The following is a 16,264-nucleotide window of genomic DNA, read 5'->3' as shown; positions in this document are numbered from 1 at the left end:
AAAATGTCAGAAGTCATTCATATTTGTCATATTCCGCCTTGTGCTCGCTCCTATACTCGGCTCATCATCGCACGGTCGGAGAGTCTTTATGCAACGCAGTTCACCGTGGCAAGTCGGGGCGCGCGGTCGCCTGTTGCTGTCTCATTTGTTGGTGGTATGCGTCACATTAATGGTCAGCGTGGTGGCAGTAACCAGCTTTCGTCATGCGGGCACCATCCAGGAACAAGCCCAGGCGCAAACCCTGGCCGATATGAACGGCAGCCTTGCCCTGGCGCGGGATACCGCGAACGTCGCCATTACGGCAGTGCGCTTATCCCAGGTGGTCGGTGCGCTTGAATATCAAAGTGAATCGCGACGATTACAGCAGAATCAGCAGGCTTTGCAGCATTCGCTCTTTTTGCTGGCCAACACACCGCTGGCCGCACGTGAGCCTGAGCGCGTGGCACGCCTGCGGGCGCGCAGCCTGATGCTTGAACAGTCGGTCAGTCTGCTGTTACGCACCGGCCATGAGCGCCATCTGCAGCGCAATATGTTGTTAAGCGGTTTATGGCAGTCGCAACTCCTGCTTGAACGCATTAACGACCTGGCCCTGCGGCAGACCGCAGGTGCACCCGACAGGGAGCTGCGACAGCAGACCGGCAGGCTACTGGATATCGCTATCCGTACCCCTTCGTCAGCCGCGGTGATTGAACAGCTGCAGCAGGTCATGAACACATGGCACAGCGTCACGGCGCAAGGAACGCTGGGTGACAACGTGCAGCAACTGGTGCAGGCCCTGCAAAGCCTGACGCCGCTGTCGGCGGATCTGGAACAGAGCGATCTGGCCATCGCCTACGCCACCTACCGTATCAAAGCGCTGGTGGCCGCGCTGAATGACGACATTACTGCTTACGTACAGCAGGTGGCGCAGCAAACAGAAAGGCGCAATATTGCGACACATCACCAACTCGACTCGGTGAGCGGATTTATCATGCTCTCTGCACTGCTGGCGTTGGCGATTACCGTGTATACCGGCTACTACATTTACCGCAACCTCGGCTCCAGCCTGACCGCCATTGCGGGGGCGATGACCCGGCTGGCGCAGGGAGAGCAGAACGTCAGCGTACCAGGATTGCAGCGTCGGGATGAACTGGGTGAGCTGGCGCGCGCGTTTAACGTTTTTGCCCGCAATACCGCCTCTCTGGCGCATACCTCACGTCTGTTAAAAGAGAAAAGCACCCAGCTTGAGTCCACCTTCCTGGCGATGCGCGATGGTTTTGCCCTCTTTGATAACAGCGGGGAATTGGTGGTATGGAATGCGCAGTATCCGCAACTGCTGGGCATCGCCCCGCGGGATTTGCATCGCGGCATGCACTATCAGCAATTGCTGGAGCAGCTTGATGTGCAGTTGCACGATTTAGCGGAACCCCAGGAAGTCAGGCTGGCAGACGGACGGACGCTGGAACTGCGCTTTAGCCCCGTGCCGCGGCGCGGAATGGTGAATACCGTGCTGGAACGCACCTCGCGCAAGGTGCTGGAAGAAGCGCTGGTGCACAGCCAGAAAATGAAAGCGGTGGGCCAACTGACCGGCGGCATCGCGCATGATTTTAATAATCTGCTGGCCGTCATCATCGGCAGCCTGGCGTTAACCGAAGGGCAGCTTGCGCCCGGCCCTGTTGCCAGCCGGATTGAACGGGCACGCCAGGCGGCGGACAGAGCGGCACTCCTGACCCAGCGGCTGTTGGCTTTTTCGCGCAAACAAACCCTGAATCCCCATGCGGTTTCCGTCGTGTCGTTGATAGAGAATCTACAGGGGCTACTGCAGCACTCGCTGCTGCCCGGTCAGCATTTGATTATCGATGCACAGCGGCCCGGCTGGCCAGCCTGGATAGATGCCAGCCAGTTAGAGAATGCGGTGATGAATCTGGTGGTCAATGCCAGAGATGCCATGGGTGGACAGAGCGGCGAGATTCGCCTGCGCATCTGGAATCAGCGGCGAAGCGAACAGGGTGAAAAACGTGATCGGGTGACGATTGAGGTGATCGATCACGGTTGTGGGATGGCGGATGACGTGCGCGCCCAGGTCTTTGAGCCCTTCTTTACCACCAAGACCACCGGCACCGGAAGCGGGCTGGGGCTGTCGATGGTCTACGGTTTTGTCCGCCAGTCGGGTGGACAGGTAGAGCTGGAAACCGCGCCCGGCCAGGGCACAACGGTACGGCTGTTGCTGCCGCGTGCGCCTGATGTCGCGGCGGCACGTCCCATCGTGCCGGCTCCGGCTCAGCCCGATGCCGCCGATGACCGTCTGGTGCTGGTGCTGGATGATGAACCGGCGGTGCGGCAAACCCTGTGTGAGCACCTGCATCAGTTGGGTTATCTGACGCTGGAGTGCGCGACCGGTGAAGAGGCGCTGGCACTTCTGCATCAGACGCCGGATATCGATTTGCTCATCAGTGATTTAATGTTGCCGGGAGAGATAAACGGTGCCGAGGTCATTCGTCAGGCCCAGCAAACCTGGCCGAAACTGGCAACGTTACTGATCAGCGGTCAGGACCTGCGCCACCAGCCGGTCACGCTGCCGCTGTGTGAGCGGCTGGCAAAACCCTGGCAGGAGGCGCAACTGGTACAGGCGCTCCAGCGCGCCTGGCAGCGAAACGCGCGGCTTAATCGTGCCCGCCCGGCTGCCACAACGGCACCGCTTTCCCAATGATATAGCGCTTACGCAGATGGCTTGAGATCGTATCCATGATCATCACCACCACCACCAGAATCAACGTCAGGAACATCACCACATCCCAGTTCCACAGGCGCATATTTTCAGCATAAACCAGGCCGACACCGCCCGCGCCGACAAAGCCGAGGACCGCCGCTGAGCGGGTATTCGACTCGATTTGATAAAGGCTGAGCGCCAGGAACTGCGGAAAAGACTGGGTGAAGATACCAAAACGGTGCTTCTGCAAGCTGTTCGCGCCCAGTGCGCCCAGCCCCCGGCTGGGTGAGCGCTCTACCGCTTCGTGCCCTTCCGAATAGAGCTTACCCAAGAGTCCCACGTCCTGCAGGATAATGGCCAGTACACCGGCCAGTGGCCCCATGCCGACCGCACGCACAAAGATCAGGCCCCAGATGGCCATATCAATCCCGCGCAGCATGTCGAACAGACGACGCATCAGGAAAGCAATGGGCCGGGCTGCCCGGTCATGCATCACATTACGTGCAGCCAGAAAGGATAATGGCAGCGCCAGCAAGGTGGCGGTAAGCGTACCGGCAAATACGATCGCCAGCGTAATCCCTACCTGAGAGAAATAGTAGCCAAAGGGCCAGTTGGCAAAGTCCTGCCAGACAAACATGCGCAGGAAATAGCGCCCCAGTTGCTGACAGCCCATCAGCAGGCGGCCCCATTCAATACCGTACACCATAAAGAAAAAGACGTAATAGAGCATCAGCGCCAGTGCCAGCATAGCCAGACGCCGCAGATAGCGGTTTTGCGCGGCAAAGAGTTGAGGATGTTGCTGCTTCATCGCCATGATATCAGGGGCCAACGTAACCATATTTATTCCTCCACCACACGGCGGCGCAGGCGGCCAGAAACCGTATCCAGTAGCGACACCACAATCAGAATCAACAACAGCGTCATGCTGACCTGATCAAAGCGATCCAGTTTGATGTTGGTCATTAACTCCTGACCGATTCCGCCCGCCCCGACCAGCCCAAGAATGGTCGACGAACGGAAATTCACTTCCAGCCGCATAAAACTGTAGGAAAGAAAGGTAGGTTTGACCTGGGGCCAGAATGCAAAGCGCATACGCTGTAGCTTGCTGGCACCGCAGGCGGCAAGTCCGCGTACCGGCTTATCCGATGCTGATTCAATCGATTCATAAAACAGCTTGGTCAGGCTGCCGATGGTATGTAAAGCCAGCGCCAGAAAACCGGGAATCGCGCCAATCCCAAACGCCATGACAAACATCACCGCCCACGCCAGTTCAGGCATCGTGCGTAAAAATGCCACAAAGGCACGAATCCCGATGCGCAGGCTGGCGGGCGTTTGCGTGTTGTCGGCGGCAAAAAATGCCAGTACGCCTGCAATGACAACCGCAATCAGTGTGGAGGCCAGCGCCAGCTGTAAGGTTTCCCAAATCAGCGGGAGCTGAATGTTCAGACGATAGCCCCAGTAGGCCAGCGACCCTTCCGTCTTACCATCGGCAAACAGCAGCGGCAGATGCAAAACGGGGATAATTTCGCGGATGTAATCGAAAAAGTGCGGCAACGATTGCCAGATGGTCACGAGACTGAACTCTGACATATTGGCCGCCGCCAGATAAAGCACCACCAACACCAAAGACCAGATGAGCGAGTCACGCTTCTGTTGGCGGCGGATACGTTGATAATAACGTTCGAAGTCGGTCACGGGAGATGTCTCAGATTGAGGTGTGGCAAAGCCATCCTGGAAAGGTTGACGTGCAGACAAGCCCGTCGGCTGTCTCGTGCCGCCTGCCTTGCTGGAGGCGGCACGAGGACGGAAAGCTCACTGCCCTGCCGTTAGCCGCGCGCGCCTTTCATCAGCTCGCGTTTCATATCAATGATGTTCTGAAAGTCAGCAACAGAGGTTTTGCCAATGTGCTGCGCGCCGCCCACGGCTTTAACGAAACAGGCGTGATCGGTTTTATCCAGCTTTTTAATTGCCGCAACCACTTTCTCTTTAAAGTCTGCTGGCAGTTTATTGCTCACCAGAATTGGACCGTTAGGAATCAACGGCGATTGCCAGATGATGCGAATCTGCTTCATCAGATCGGGATGGTCCATACGGATCAGTCGGCCAAACGCACCCGATGTGTAACCGGTGTTGTAATCACCGACCATGGATGTCCAGGTCACCGCGCCGTCAAACTGATTATTCAGCACACCCAGAATGTCCTGCTCATGACCGCCGGAGAAGGTCACGCTTGAAAAGAAGTTGTTGTATTTATTGTCAATCGTGCCGCCAAACATCTTCTTAAAGGCCTGGTTTGGCACGAGGAAGCCCGAGGTTGAATCCGGATCGGCCATACCAAAGGATTTGCCTTTCAGATCTTCCAGCTTCTTGTAGGGGCTGTCGGCTTTCACAATCACCACGGAGTGGTAACCGCGAGACTGATCTTTGTCATCCACAACGATACCCACTAAATCAACGGCCTTGGGGTCCTGAATGTAGACGGACGCGTACGAGGAGGGAGACATGCTCAATACCAGATCCACTTTGCCGCCCAGCAGCCCCTGGATCACGCCTGAATAGTCGGAAGAGTTGCGGATTTTGGTATCCACGTTCAGCTCTTTATCGAAGAACGATTTAACACACTGGTTATCACCAATCTGCTGCGTCGCATTCTGACCACCCAGGATACCCAGATTCAGTTCTTTCGGTGCGTCCGCTGCATTAACGCCAAAGGTAATCAGTGCTGTAGTCAATAAAGCGAAAGATCTCATTTTCATTAGCATTGTTCTCTTGCTGTGATAGTTAGTGGATCTGGTTCAGTTCGTCACCGTACAGCTGATGCAGCAGGCCGTCGGTGAGTTCAGAAGGATGACCGTCAAACAACACCACACCACGCTGAATACCAATGACGCGCGTGCAGTAACTTTTTACCAGCTCAATCGAGTGCAGGTTCACCATCACGCTGATGCCCTGACCGCTGACCTGACGCAACACATCCATAATGCGGGTGGTATTTTTAGGGTCCAGCGACGCGACAGGTTCATCCGCCAACAGAATTTTTGGGTTCTGCATCAGTGCACGGCAAATCGCCACGCGTTGCATTTGGCCGCCGGAGAGGTTCTCGGCGCGCTGCAACGCCTGGGGCAGCATATTCATCCACTCAAGCAGTTGAATGGCGCGGGCGCGATCGGCGTCAGAGAAGATTTTGAAAAAGGATTTCAGCGTGGACGTCTGGCTGAGGCGGCCAAGCAATACGTTGGTCAGCACATCAAGCCGGGGCACCAGGCAAAAATCCTGAAAAATCATGCCGCACTGGGTGCGCCACTCACGCATCTGCCGACTGCTGAGATTCACCACATTCCGATCGGCCTCGCCGTGGTGCAGACTGATAATCGCGCCCTGTGAGGCGGAAATGGTGCCATTGAGCATATGCAGCAGCGTCGATTTGCCTGCGCCAGAGCGACCTATTACCGCCACTAATTCGCCCGCATGCAAATCGAAACTGACGTTATCGAGCACCTTATTGTTAGCGTATGCTTTGCTCAATCCCTGAACAGACAACACTTTTTGCCCGCCTGAATGGGTCAATGACGTGACGTTATCGACCACAGTTTTAAGCAGTGCCTGTGCCATGATGTACTCCGCTGTTACAGTTTACGTTCTGTACGCCCGCCCTCCGAATCCAGAGTTGACGTTATATCGCTGGTCGGTGCTGGTTGGCGTGCGTCATTATCTTGCGTCTGTTGCTCACGCCGCAGGAATCTGACGAGAGACCGCTATATTAAGAACATGGGGGATGAAGGCTGTATTACGGTTAGATGATTAAACTGTGACAGGCAAATCGGCACCGAGAGACAACGACAAACCGTCGTAAGCCGCGCGCACCTGAGCAGGCAAGGCGTGCTCTGCCAGCCAGTTATCCATGTGATGACTCAAATGAATCAGCCAGGCCTGATGGGGTTTCAGTTCATCGATGATTTTCAGCGCTGCGGTGAGATCGTTATGATTTCGCCCACCCTGTCCGGGCGGATCGTTACAGTCCACCACCAGGTGATCCAGCGTCTGTCCGCGCAGAAAATCCGCTGTATCGGGCGGCAGACCGCAGGTATCGCACAGCCAGGCCAGACGCGATCCATACCAGTCAAACAGATAGCCGTGCGTCAGCCGGGAGTGCTGCAGCGGCAGTGCCGTCACCCGCAACGCACCGAACGACTCCGCCACAAAAGGGGTGAGGGATGGACGGAAATCCAGCAGTCCGGGATGTTTGAACAGATCGTCACAGCCCTTCTCATCCGGCGGCCCCCAGACGGGAATAGCGTTGCCTTCGCCCCAGCGCAGGGTGAATAATCCCTGCACGTGATCCATATGATAGTGAGTCAGCAAAATCCGGTTAATGTCACCCGGCTGGAAACGTTCGGCCAGCAGGGGCAAGCCCGCGTCCAGTAAAATACGCGCCTGACCGGCTTCAATCAGGGCGCTACAGGGCGCACGTTTATAACGTGGCTGCTGGCGGGCGCGTAAACAGGCGTGACAGTCACAACCGAACACCGGTGCCCCCGTCACGCCGCCGGTACCGAGAAAGGTCAGTTTCATGGCGACAGCGCCAGCAGCTGGCGTAACTGTTGCACGGTATCCGCCAGCGCGCCATCGTTATTCAGCCGCAAACAGCCCTCTGGTTGATGCTGCGCAGCGCGAGCCAGGCGTTGGGCGATCGCCTCTTCATTTTCGCGTCCGCGCTGCCGTAAACGCGCGGCCAGCACCGACGGGGAAACCTCAATGCACACCGGTAACAGCTGCGCGCCGTAACGCGCGCGCACCTGTTCCAGATGCTGCCGGGACCCGTTTACCAGCACGTTTTGCCCGCATTCAAGCCAGCTATCAATTTCACGCCCGATGCCGTAGCGAAAACCGTGGGCCTGCCAGCTAACGGCAAATAAACCCAGCGCCTCGCGCCGGATAAACTCCGCTTCCGTCAGGGCAACATGGTTTTCTCCCCCCACATCGTGGGGGCGCGTAATGTAGCGGTGCGCAATCAGCAGGCCATCAGGCGGTGCCTCGCGCAGCAGGTCCAGCAGGCTGTCTTTCCCTGAGCCGGAGGGACCTGTTAGCCAGATAAACCGGGCCATCAGTACACCTGCCGACCTTTACTCCACACATGGCGAATATGGGGATGACCATGTTGGGTATGCGCCAGCACCAGATCGGCGCGGCAGCCTTCAGTAATTACGCCACGATCTTCCAGCCCCAGCGCCCGGGCCGGATTACAGGTCACCAGCGCAATAGTTTGCGGCAGAGACAGCGCGTTACGCTCATCTGCCGCCAGGCGGAACGCCGCATCCAGCAGGCTGCCGGGATAATAGTCCGATGACAGGATATCCAACATCCCGTGTGACGCCAGCTCCCAGGCGGCAACGTTGCCGGAGTGCGAGCCGCCCCGCACGATATTCGGCGCGCCCATCAACACCTGCATATTGCGGTAGCGGGACGCCTTCGCCGCCTCCAGCGTGGTGGGAAACTCGGCTATCGCGCTGCCCACGCCGTGTGACTCTTCCACGTGCGCTTCGGTGGCGTCATCGTGACTGGCAATGGCGATGCCATGCTCACGGCACAGCGCGGCAATCGCCAGACGGTTAGGCTGTGACCAGGCTTTGGCCAGCGCCAGCTGATCGCGCTCAAACTCATCCATCTGCTCATCATTAAGCTGATATTTTCCCTGATAGTACTCGCGATACTTTTCCAGCGATGCGTACTGGCGCTGTCCCGGTGAATGGTCCATCAACGACACCAGCGACAGCTCCGGTGACGAGATCAGCGCCTCAAACAGCGGCAGCGTTGTGTGGTGCGGCAGCTCGCAGCGCAGATGTAATAAATGCTCGGCGCGGTTTAGCCCCTTGCGATTACTGTCGCGAATAGCTCCAATCATTTTGCTGAGGTTGTCCAGACGGTGACCGCCATCGCGCACATCGCCCACGCCGATAGCATCCAGCACCGTGGTGATGCCGCTGGCCACCATCAGCGCGTCATGGCTGCTCATGGCCGAGTGTGCCGGCCAGTCGACTTTAGGACGCGGGGTGAAAAACTTATCCAGGTTGTCCGTGTGCAGCTCCACCAGGCCGGGCAACAGATACGCGCCTTCGCCATCCAGCGCGCTGGCAAGCTGGCTGGTCGTTTCGCTAAAGTTGGTAATACGGTCTTCACGAAACTCCAGCGATCCCGCTACGACTTCATTTTCCAGCACCAGCTTTACATAATTGATGATCATGCTTCTGCCCCTGTCGTGAAGGGCTGCATCACGTGCAGGCGGTCCGCCACACGTTCCCGCACCGCTTCATCATGAAAAATCCCCACAATCGCCGCACCGCGCTCACGCGCCTGTTCGATCAGGCTTACCACCGCCGCGCTGTTAACGCTGTCGAGCGATGCCGTCGGTTCATCCAACAGCAGCACCGGATAATCGGCGATAAAACCCCGGGCGATATTGACGCGCTGCTGCTCCCCACCGGAGAAGGTCGAGGGCGCAAGGGCCCAGAGACGTTCCGGTACGTTAAGCCGGGTCAGCAGGTCTTTGGCGCGCGCTTCACAGAAGCCGCGTTCAGCGCCGCGCTCCAGCAAGGGCTGCATGACGATTTCCAGCGTTGGTACGCGGGGAATAACGCGCAGAAACTGACTGACCCAGCCGATGGTATCGCGGCGAATCGCGATAATCTGACGGGCTGGCGCCTGCGCCATATCCACCCATTCGCCCTGATGCTGTACCCAAATACTGCCGCTGTTGGCCTGATAGTTGCCATACAGGGCACGCAGCAGCGTGGATTTACCGCTGCCAGAATGCCCATGCAGTACCACGCATTCCCCCTCACTGACATCGAGGCTGTCATCCTGCAATACCGGCAGTGCCGCACCGTTCTGATTGTGCAGGACAAAGGTTTTGCACAAATTTTCCACGCGCAGTTGCGTCTTCATTGTCGCTGTCGCCATTTAGTTAAGCACCGATGAAACCAGCAGTTGTGTATAAGGATGATGCGGATCATCCAGTACGCGATCGGTTAACCCACTTTCCACCACCCGGCCCTGCTTCATGACCAGCAGCCGATGAGCCAGCAGGCGCGCCACGCCCAGATCGTGCGTCACGATGATCACCGCCAGATTCAGTTCACGTACCAGGGTACGCAGCAGGTCCAGCAGCCGCGCCTGCACCGAGACGTCCAGCCCGCCTGTCGGTTCATCCATAAACACCAGTTTCGGCTGGGTCACTAAATTGCGGGCGATTTGCAGACGCTGCTGCATGCCCCCGGAGAAGGTGGTGGGAAGATCATCGATACGGTTAGCCGCGATTTCTACCGCCTGTAGCCAGTGGCTGGCTTCTGCACGGATATCACCATAGTGACGGTGGCCGACAGCCATCAGACGCTCACCGATATTGCCGCCCGCCGTGACCTGAGGACGTAATCCTTCCAGCGGATGCTGGTGTACCACGCCCCATTCGGTACGCAGTAACCGGCGACGGTCGCTTTCACTCATCTGATAGAGATCGCGCTGCAGGTAATGAATCTCGCCCGCCTGCGGCACCAGCCGGGCAGACAGGCTGCGCAGCAAGGTGGTTTTGCCGGAACCCGACTCCCCCACAATCCCCAGCACCTCGCCCGGATAGAGATCAAAGCTGACCTCCTCGAAGCCTTTTCCCGGTGCATAAAGGTGGGTGAGGTTATTGACCGCGAGCAGCGGTTGTTCACTGTGCATGTTGTTGTTCCTGCTGCTGGTGGCAAAAATCGGTATCTGAGCACACAAACATTCGCGTTCCCTGATCGTCCATCACCACCTCATCCAGGTAGCTGTGGCGCGATCCGCACAGCGCACAGGGTTCGTCCCACTGCTGCACGGTGAAGGGATGATCGTCGAAGTCGAGGCTTTCGACTTTGGTATAGGGCGGCAAGGCATAGATGCGCTTCTCGCGTCCGGCACCAAACAGCTGCAGCGCCGGCATCATGTGCATTTTCGGGTTATCAAATTTGGGAATCGGCGACGGGTCCATCACATAGCGATCGTTGACCTTCACCGGATAGGCATAGGTGGTGGCGATATGACCGAAGCGGGCGATATCTTCATACAGTTTGACCTGCATGATGCCGTACTCTTCCAGCGCATGCATGGTGCGGGTTTCCGTTTCGCGCGGCTCAATAAAACGCAGCGGCTCAGGAATCGGCACCTGGAAAATCAGAATCTGATCTTCCTCCAGCGGCGTTTCGGGAATACGGTGGCGCGTCTGGATCAGGGTGGCATCGACCGTGCGTTCGGTGGTGGCGGCCCCACTGACCCGTTGGAAGAAACGGCGAATAGAAACGGCGTTGGTGGTATCGTCCGCGCCCTGGTCGATGACTTTCAGCACATCTTTATCACCAATCACGCTGGCGGTGATTTGAATCCCGCCCGTGCCCCAGCCGTAAGGCATGGGCATTTCACGTCCGGCAAACGGCACCTGATAGCCCGGAATCGCGACGGCTTTTAAGATGGCGCGGCGAATCGTGCGTTTGGTTTGTTCGTCGAGGTAACCGTTATTATAGCCGCTGAGCTCAGCCATTTTGCTGCTCCTGATAGTCCTGGCGCAGACGTTTCAGCAGTTCCAGTTCGGCCTGGAAATCGACGTAGTGCGGCAGTTTTAAGTGGGAAACAAATCCCGCGGCTTCGACGTTATCCGCATGGGACAGCACAAACTCCTCATCCTGAGCCGGACTGGTGATACGTTCATTGTGCTCGCGGGTCTGTAACGCGCGATCCACCAGCGCCATGGACATGGCTTTACGCTCTGCCCGACCAAATACCAGGCCATAGCCGCGCGTGAAGTGCGGTGCGCTTTCACCGTCGTGGGTAAATCCGTTGACCATTTCACACTCGGTCAGCAGCATTTCGCCAATTTCCAGTTCAAATCCCAGCTCTTCCGGGCAAACGCTGACGCTGACATAGCCGGTGCGGATTTCACCGGCAAACGGGTGGGTTCGCCCATAGCCACGCTGAGTGGAGTAGCCCAGAGAGAGCAAAAAACCTTCATCACCGCGCACCAACTGTTGCAGCCGCGCGGCGCGCGAAGCGGGAAACCCCATTGGCTCGCGGGTGATATCCGTCGGTTCGCTACCGTCGTCGCTTTCACTCTGTGCTAAGCCTTCGTCGCTCATCATGCTGAACATATGCGGACAGTGCTCAGGCAGTGCCTGCTCGCTTCGCGGCGGAAGCGGCGTTTCCCCGTTAGCCATCAGGGTAAAATCCAGCAGGCGGTGGCTGTAGTCGTAGGTCGGGCCTAAAACCTGGCCGCCGGGTAAGTCCTTATACACAGCCGAGATACGCCGCTCAATCCGCATGCTGCTGGTGGCTAACGGCGTGCTTTGTGCCAGACGCGGTAAGGTCGTGCGATAAGCACGCAGCAGGAAAATCGCCTCAACCAGGTCACCGCTGGCCTGTTTAATCGCCAACGCCGCCAGCAAGGGATCGTAAATCCCGCCTTCCGTCATCACGCGATCCACCGCCAGCCCAAGCTGCTGTGCAATCTGATCGCAGGAGAGCTCCGCTACGGCGCGATCGCCCCGGCGCAAGTCGGCCTGCAGATGGTGGGCATTCGCAATGGCTTTTTCGCCCCCTTTCACCGCTACGTACATGAGCACACCTCAACATTTGTTGTGCGTGGCACCGCCATCATCGCTTCGCCACAGGTGAAAATCAGGTCGACGCCCTGAGGAAACGGATGGGGCCGGGCGCGCAGGTATTCGAGCACGCTTTCTGGCAGCTGTGGCGCAATGGCGCGGGCTTCACGCAGCCCTGGCCCCGACAATCGCAGCGGCAGGCCACCGTTTAGCGAGGGCACTTCAATAATCAGCGTGGTGCTTTTTTCCGGTGCCAGGTTGTCACCCGCGGCGAAGTCGCCTGGATTGGGTTGAGCGTCGGCGTGGCTTAATGCAAAGGCCGCATCGTTGCTGTCGGTAATGGGAGCGCCGGTATGAAAACGCAGGTTGTCGCGCAGCTGTTGATTATCCACCTGCGGGTCCAGCCATAGCGGGCTTTCCTGATCGACCAACGTCAGCAGCACGGCGGTGGCGGCAGGCGAAAGTGCGCCCCAGCCCTGTTGCAGCGGCAGGGAAACCATCACGCCCGGCTCGCTCATGGCTTTCAGAATGCGGCGAAAGGCGTGCTGCGCATCCGCAACCGGATGATTAAAACTTGCCAGTAAAGTCATTCATTGTCTCCGCGTACCAGCGTAAAGAAGTCCACTTTGCTGCTGGCAATTTCACGTGCGCGCAGCTGACGCTGCTCTTCACGTGAGGCCGCCAGCGGGGTAATAATTTTTTCCTGCAGCAGTTCACCGGTTTCTGTCTGCTGCAACAGGGCATCCATCAGCGCACAACGTTCGGCATGGGCTTTATCCCGCCCGAGCAGGTAGCTGTAACCCAGGGTGCCATCGTTAAGCCGCACGACTGCGCGCGTCACGGTGGCATCGCCGACCACAAAACGCTTGCCGGTAGCGCCCATGCGGGCCTGCAGGCGCGTCAGGCCAATTTCAGCCGGACGAATCAGGGTAAATTCAGGCTTGAGGTTGAGCGGCTGCCAGTGCGCGTCAAGCTCGGCTGCGCTGCTGTGAGCCAACACCGAAAGCCAGTGCTGGCGGGCCGTTTGCTGTTTCATTAGTGCTCCAGAGTCAGTTCGATCATGTCGCCACGGGTCAGGCTGACGGAGTATTCCGCCATCGCGCCATCGGTGGTTTTATTCAGGGTACGCACGCACAACAGCGGGGAATGCAGCGCGATTTCCAACTGTTTACACTCTTTTGCCTGCGCCCGGCGGGTGCTGATACGCGTCTGGCTGCGCACCAGCTGCTTGCCGGTATGGTGCTGCAGAAAGTCATGGAGTGAACCGCTGTTGAAGCGTTGCAGCTGCGGCCACCAGCTGAGATCGGCAAGAAAGTGATTGATCAGACAGACCGGCAGACCATTTACACGGCGCAGAGTACGCAGGTGGATCACGTCATTGCCTTCGCTCACCCCAAGTGCCGCGGCCACATCGGCACTGGCCGGGCGCAGCACCGCCAGCAGACGTTCACTGGTGGGATCGCTGCCCTGCTCCATCAGGTTTTGGCTGAAGCGGGCCTGGGCATGCAGCGGATAGTCGTAGGGGCGCATCAACACCAAAATCCCAACACCGTGGCGGCGTTGCAGCAGGCCTTTATTGACCAGCTCGTCGACCGCCCGACGCAGCGTATGGCGGTTTACCGCATAGTGATCGGCCAGTTGCTGCTCGGAGGGTAAATAGTCACCACTGCGGTAGCGTTCCTGAACAGCCTGCTCCAGTTGCGCTGCGACAGCCTGATACACAGTGGTCGGATGTCTGGATAACTCCATCACAATTAAATCCTCACATCAGTAGAGGGATTTCGCAGCGAAGGTGCTGCGGGATGGAAACAGACTGACGGGATCAGATGACAGCGAGGTGACGAGACGGTGACGTAAACATGAATTCGCGCCAGCCTGTCGCGTACAGGGCAACAGGCTGGCAGACAGGTCCTTCAGGGCTGGCCCAGGCTATCCAGCAGTGCCGCCGAGGTGGCGACCGCGCCAAAGATACCGCCCTGCATATGAATCATGCTCAGGGCGGCTTCATGATGATGTCGCTCAGTGGCGGCACAGCAGTCGGATAAGACCAGGCACTCATAGCCGCGATCGTTGGCCTCACGCAAGGTGGTATGCACACACACATCCGTCGTAATACCGGTAATAATCAAATTGCGGATACCGCGACTGCGTAACACCAGCTCAAGATCTGTTGCATAGAAAGAGCCTTTACCGGGCTTATCGATGATCACTTCGCCCGGCAGCGGTGCCAGTTCCGGGATAATCTCCCAGCCCGGCTCACCGCGCACCAGGATACGACCGCACGGTCCTGGGCTGCCAATTTCTGCATTCATCCTGCCCGACCGCCAGCGTTTATTGGCAGGCAGATCGCTGAGATCCGGGCGATGCCCTTCCCGTGTGTGAATGACGGGAAAATGCAGCGCACGCATGCGGGCCAGCAACACCTTAAGCGGTTCGACAGGCGCGCGCGTAAGGCCAATATCGTAGCCCATGGTGTCAACGTAGCCGCCCGCGCCACAAAAATCGATCTGCATATCGATGACGAGTAGCGCCGTATCAGCGGCACTAAAATGGCCATCAAACGGCCAGGCATAGGGGGTGGAATTCACACTGTACTCAGGCATTGTTCTTCTCCATTCGCGGCGTCGGGGAACGTAATTTGATAATCAGGGTATAGCTCAGTGCCGCCGTCACCAGGCCGATGACCGCTTCGCCAAACTGGGGAAAGGCCAGATGCGCGATGACCGCGCACAGGCTTCCCAGCGCCCAGGCCGCAAAGGCGGCACCGTGAAACCGTTGCGCCGGGCGCTGTTCACTCAGCTTCGCCATAAAAATCAGATCAACAATCATGACCGCACCAAACGGTGGCACCACCACGCCCAGCAGGCTCAGCCATGCCAGGAAATAGGTCCAAACGCCCGCCAGCGCCAGCAGACCGCCGATGGCACCGAGAATCAGCGTCCAGCGGCGCATCTTGCTGTTAAAAAGATGGCTGAAGCCTACCGCACCGTTATAAAGACAGTGCGTACACACCGAGCCAAGATTGATGAACACAAACAGGAAAGCCACCACGGTTAAAATCTCACCATGCCCCATCAACATGGGCAGGAAATTGCCGCCGTTGGTCAGCGGGTCCACCGCCGCGCCGACCGAGACAATAATCACGCCAAACAGATAGGCGATCAGGTTTGCGACCGGGAACGCGGAAAAGGCGGCGATGACCGCAGCACGGCCACTCTTCGACCAGCGGGTGAAATCGGCAGTCATGGTGCCGGAATCGGCAAACCCCGCCACCACCATGGTGACCGCCGTGCCCATGCTCATGGCTCCCGCCACCGTGGGGCTGCCCTTCCAGTGAAACATGCTAGAAAAATCATGTGTCTGCCCGACGAAATACAGCGCGACAAACCCTAAAATCACAAACATTGGCGCAGCAATCATGCCCAGCACGGACAGGGCACGCACGCCCAGAAAGGTCACGGCCGTAAACAGCACCATGGCAAATGCCGTCACCGACAGGGCATTCCAGCCAAAGGTCTGATGAATCACCGTCCCGGTCAATCCCGTCTGGAAGGCGTACCAGCCGATAACCACGGTCGACAGAAAGCCGGACACGAGGATATAGCCTTTGCTGCCGAAGGTCCTTTTCGCCTGCAGGGCAAAATTCATCCCGGTATTGCCCGCAAACCAGCTTAGTGCGCCGACATAGGCAAACAGCACCAGATTGCCCATCACAATCGCCAGCAACGCAGGCCAAAAGCCAAGGTGCCAGGTAATGATGCCGCCAAACAGCGCATTGGTGAGGATCATGGGGAAACCAAACCAGACCGCAGAAACCGAGCGGGTCGGATGGCGATGCGACAGCGGCACGGGTTCGTGCTCAAACTCCTGCTCTAACGTTGGGGAAGCCTGTTTTTTCATGGCAAAAATTCCTGGTTAAGGTGAATCCACGGACAGGCGCGCTGGGGCACTGACGTTCATCCTG

17 protein-coding genes are annotated in these 16,264 nt (G+C 57.9%); 1 reads left to right on the top strand and 16 read right to left on the bottom strand.

All coding sequences use genetic code 11. The features are described from left to right. The first annotated feature begins 88 nt into the window (after positions 1-88). Positions 89-2,689, top strand: a complete 2,601-nt coding sequence (locus QNH99_RS08915) for an ATP-binding protein (RefSeq protein WP_410517577.1) — start codon at positions 89-91, stop codon at positions 2,687-2,689. On the opposite strand, the gene phnE (QNH99_RS08910) is transcribed toward QNH99_RS08915, so the two are convergent. The 16 genes from phnE (QNH99_RS08910) to QNH99_RS08835 form a co-directional block, all read right to left on the bottom strand. After that, entirely contained in the window at positions 2,643-3,527 is an 885-nt protein-coding gene (phnE, locus tag QNH99_RS08910; protein WP_410517576.1) for a phosphonate ABC transporter, permease protein PhnE, read from the bottom strand. The two genes, QNH99_RS08915 and phnE (QNH99_RS08910), sit on opposite strands and share 47 nt — an antisense overlap. A gap of 2 nt (positions 3,528-3,529) precedes the next feature. Continuing rightward, positions 3,530-4,384 carry a phosphonate ABC transporter, permease protein PhnE gene (gene phnE, locus QNH99_RS08905; protein WP_063880081.1) on the bottom strand — a complete coding sequence of 285 codons (855 nt, stop codon included), beginning with the start codon at positions 4,382-4,384 and terminating at the stop codon, positions 3,530-3,532. Between the two features lie 131 nt (positions 4,385-4,515). After that, on the bottom strand, positions 4,516-5,445 hold the full coding sequence (gene phnD, locus QNH99_RS08900) for a phosphonate ABC transporter substrate-binding protein (RefSeq protein ID WP_410517575.1): 930 nt from the start codon (positions 5,443-5,445) through the stop codon (positions 4,516-4,518). Positions 5,446-5,470: 25 nt separating this feature from the next. After that, positions 5,471-6,301 carry a phosphonate ABC transporter ATP-binding protein gene (phnC, locus tag QNH99_RS08895; protein WP_063880082.1) on the bottom strand — a complete coding sequence of 277 codons (831 nt, stop codon included), beginning with the start codon at positions 6,299-6,301 and terminating at the stop codon, positions 5,471-5,473. Between the two features lie 189 nt (positions 6,302-6,490). Then, the gene (gene phnP / locus QNH99_RS08890) at positions 6,491-7,261 is read right to left on the bottom strand and encodes a phosphonate metabolism protein PhnP (RefSeq protein ID WP_063880083.1); all 771 of its coding nucleotides are present in this window, start codon (positions 7,259-7,261) and stop codon (positions 6,491-6,493) included. Then, the gene (gene phnN / locus QNH99_RS08885; protein ID WP_410517574.1) at positions 7,258-7,794 is read right to left on the bottom strand and encodes a ribose 1,5-bisphosphokinase; all 537 of its coding nucleotides are present in this window, start codon (positions 7,792-7,794) and stop codon (positions 7,258-7,260) included. Before phnN ends, phnP begins: the two co-directional genes overlap by 4 nt. Beyond that, positions 7,794-8,930 carry an alpha-D-ribose 1-methylphosphonate 5-triphosphate diphosphatase gene (gene phnM, locus QNH99_RS08880; RefSeq protein WP_410517573.1) on the bottom strand — a complete coding sequence of 379 codons (1,137 nt, stop codon included), beginning with the start codon at positions 8,928-8,930 and terminating at the stop codon, positions 7,794-7,796. Before phnM ends, phnN begins: the two co-directional genes overlap by 1 nt. Further along, entirely contained in the window at positions 8,927-9,646 is a 720-nt protein-coding gene (gene phnL / locus QNH99_RS08875) for a phosphonate C-P lyase system protein PhnL (RefSeq protein WP_410517572.1), read from the bottom strand. Before phnL ends, phnM begins: the two co-directional genes overlap by 4 nt. Beyond that, the gene (gene phnK / locus QNH99_RS08870; protein WP_063880087.1) at positions 9,647-10,408 is read right to left on the bottom strand and encodes a phosphonate C-P lyase system protein PhnK; all 762 of its coding nucleotides are present in this window, start codon (positions 10,406-10,408) and stop codon (positions 9,647-9,649) included. Beyond that, entirely contained in the window at positions 10,398-11,246 is an 849-nt protein-coding gene (locus tag QNH99_RS08865; protein ID WP_013026274.1) for an alpha-D-ribose 1-methylphosphonate 5-phosphate C-P-lyase PhnJ, read from the bottom strand. Before QNH99_RS08865 ends, phnK begins: the two co-directional genes overlap by 11 nt. Continuing rightward, entirely contained in the window at positions 11,239-12,315 is a 1,077-nt protein-coding gene (locus QNH99_RS08860; RefSeq protein ID WP_172897205.1) for a carbon-phosphorus lyase complex subunit PhnI, read from the bottom strand. Before QNH99_RS08860 ends, QNH99_RS08865 begins: the two co-directional genes overlap by 8 nt. Continuing rightward, on the bottom strand, positions 12,306-12,890 hold the full coding sequence (phnH, locus tag QNH99_RS08855) for a phosphonate C-P lyase system protein PhnH (protein WP_218995694.1): 585 nt from the start codon (positions 12,888-12,890) through the stop codon (positions 12,306-12,308). Before phnH ends, QNH99_RS08860 begins: the two co-directional genes overlap by 10 nt. After that, positions 12,887-13,336: a phosphonate C-P lyase system protein PhnG gene (gene phnG, locus QNH99_RS08850; RefSeq protein WP_063880090.1), complete on the bottom strand. Its 450-nt coding sequence runs from the start codon at positions 13,334-13,336 to the stop codon at positions 12,887-12,889. The genes phnH and phnG overlap by 4 nt, the downstream gene beginning before the upstream one ends. Further along, entirely contained in the window at positions 13,336-14,049 is a 714-nt protein-coding gene (gene phnF, locus QNH99_RS08845) for a phosphonate metabolism transcriptional regulator PhnF (RefSeq protein WP_063880091.1), read from the bottom strand. The genes phnG and phnF overlap by 1 nt, the downstream gene beginning before the upstream one ends. Positions 14,050-14,213: 164 nt before the next feature. Then, the gene (locus tag QNH99_RS08840) at positions 14,214-14,903 is read right to left on the bottom strand and encodes a cysteine hydrolase family protein (protein WP_063880092.1); all 690 of its coding nucleotides are present in this window, start codon (positions 14,901-14,903) and stop codon (positions 14,214-14,216) included. After that, positions 14,896-16,200, bottom strand: a complete 1,305-nt coding sequence (locus tag QNH99_RS08835; RefSeq protein WP_063880093.1) for a purine-cytosine permease family protein — start codon at positions 16,198-16,200, stop codon at positions 14,896-14,898. The genes QNH99_RS08840 and QNH99_RS08835 overlap by 8 nt, the downstream gene beginning before the upstream one ends. Positions 16,201-16,264 lie beyond the last annotated feature (64 nt).

It is taken from the genome of Pantoea allii (assembly GCF_046529425.1).
In the GTDB taxonomy this organism is placed as follows: Bacteria; Pseudomonadota; Gammaproteobacteria; order Enterobacterales; family Enterobacteriaceae; genus Pantoea; species Pantoea allii.
Note: the sequence above shows the minus strand (reverse complement) of the source record. Positions and strands in the feature narration are given on the sequence as shown.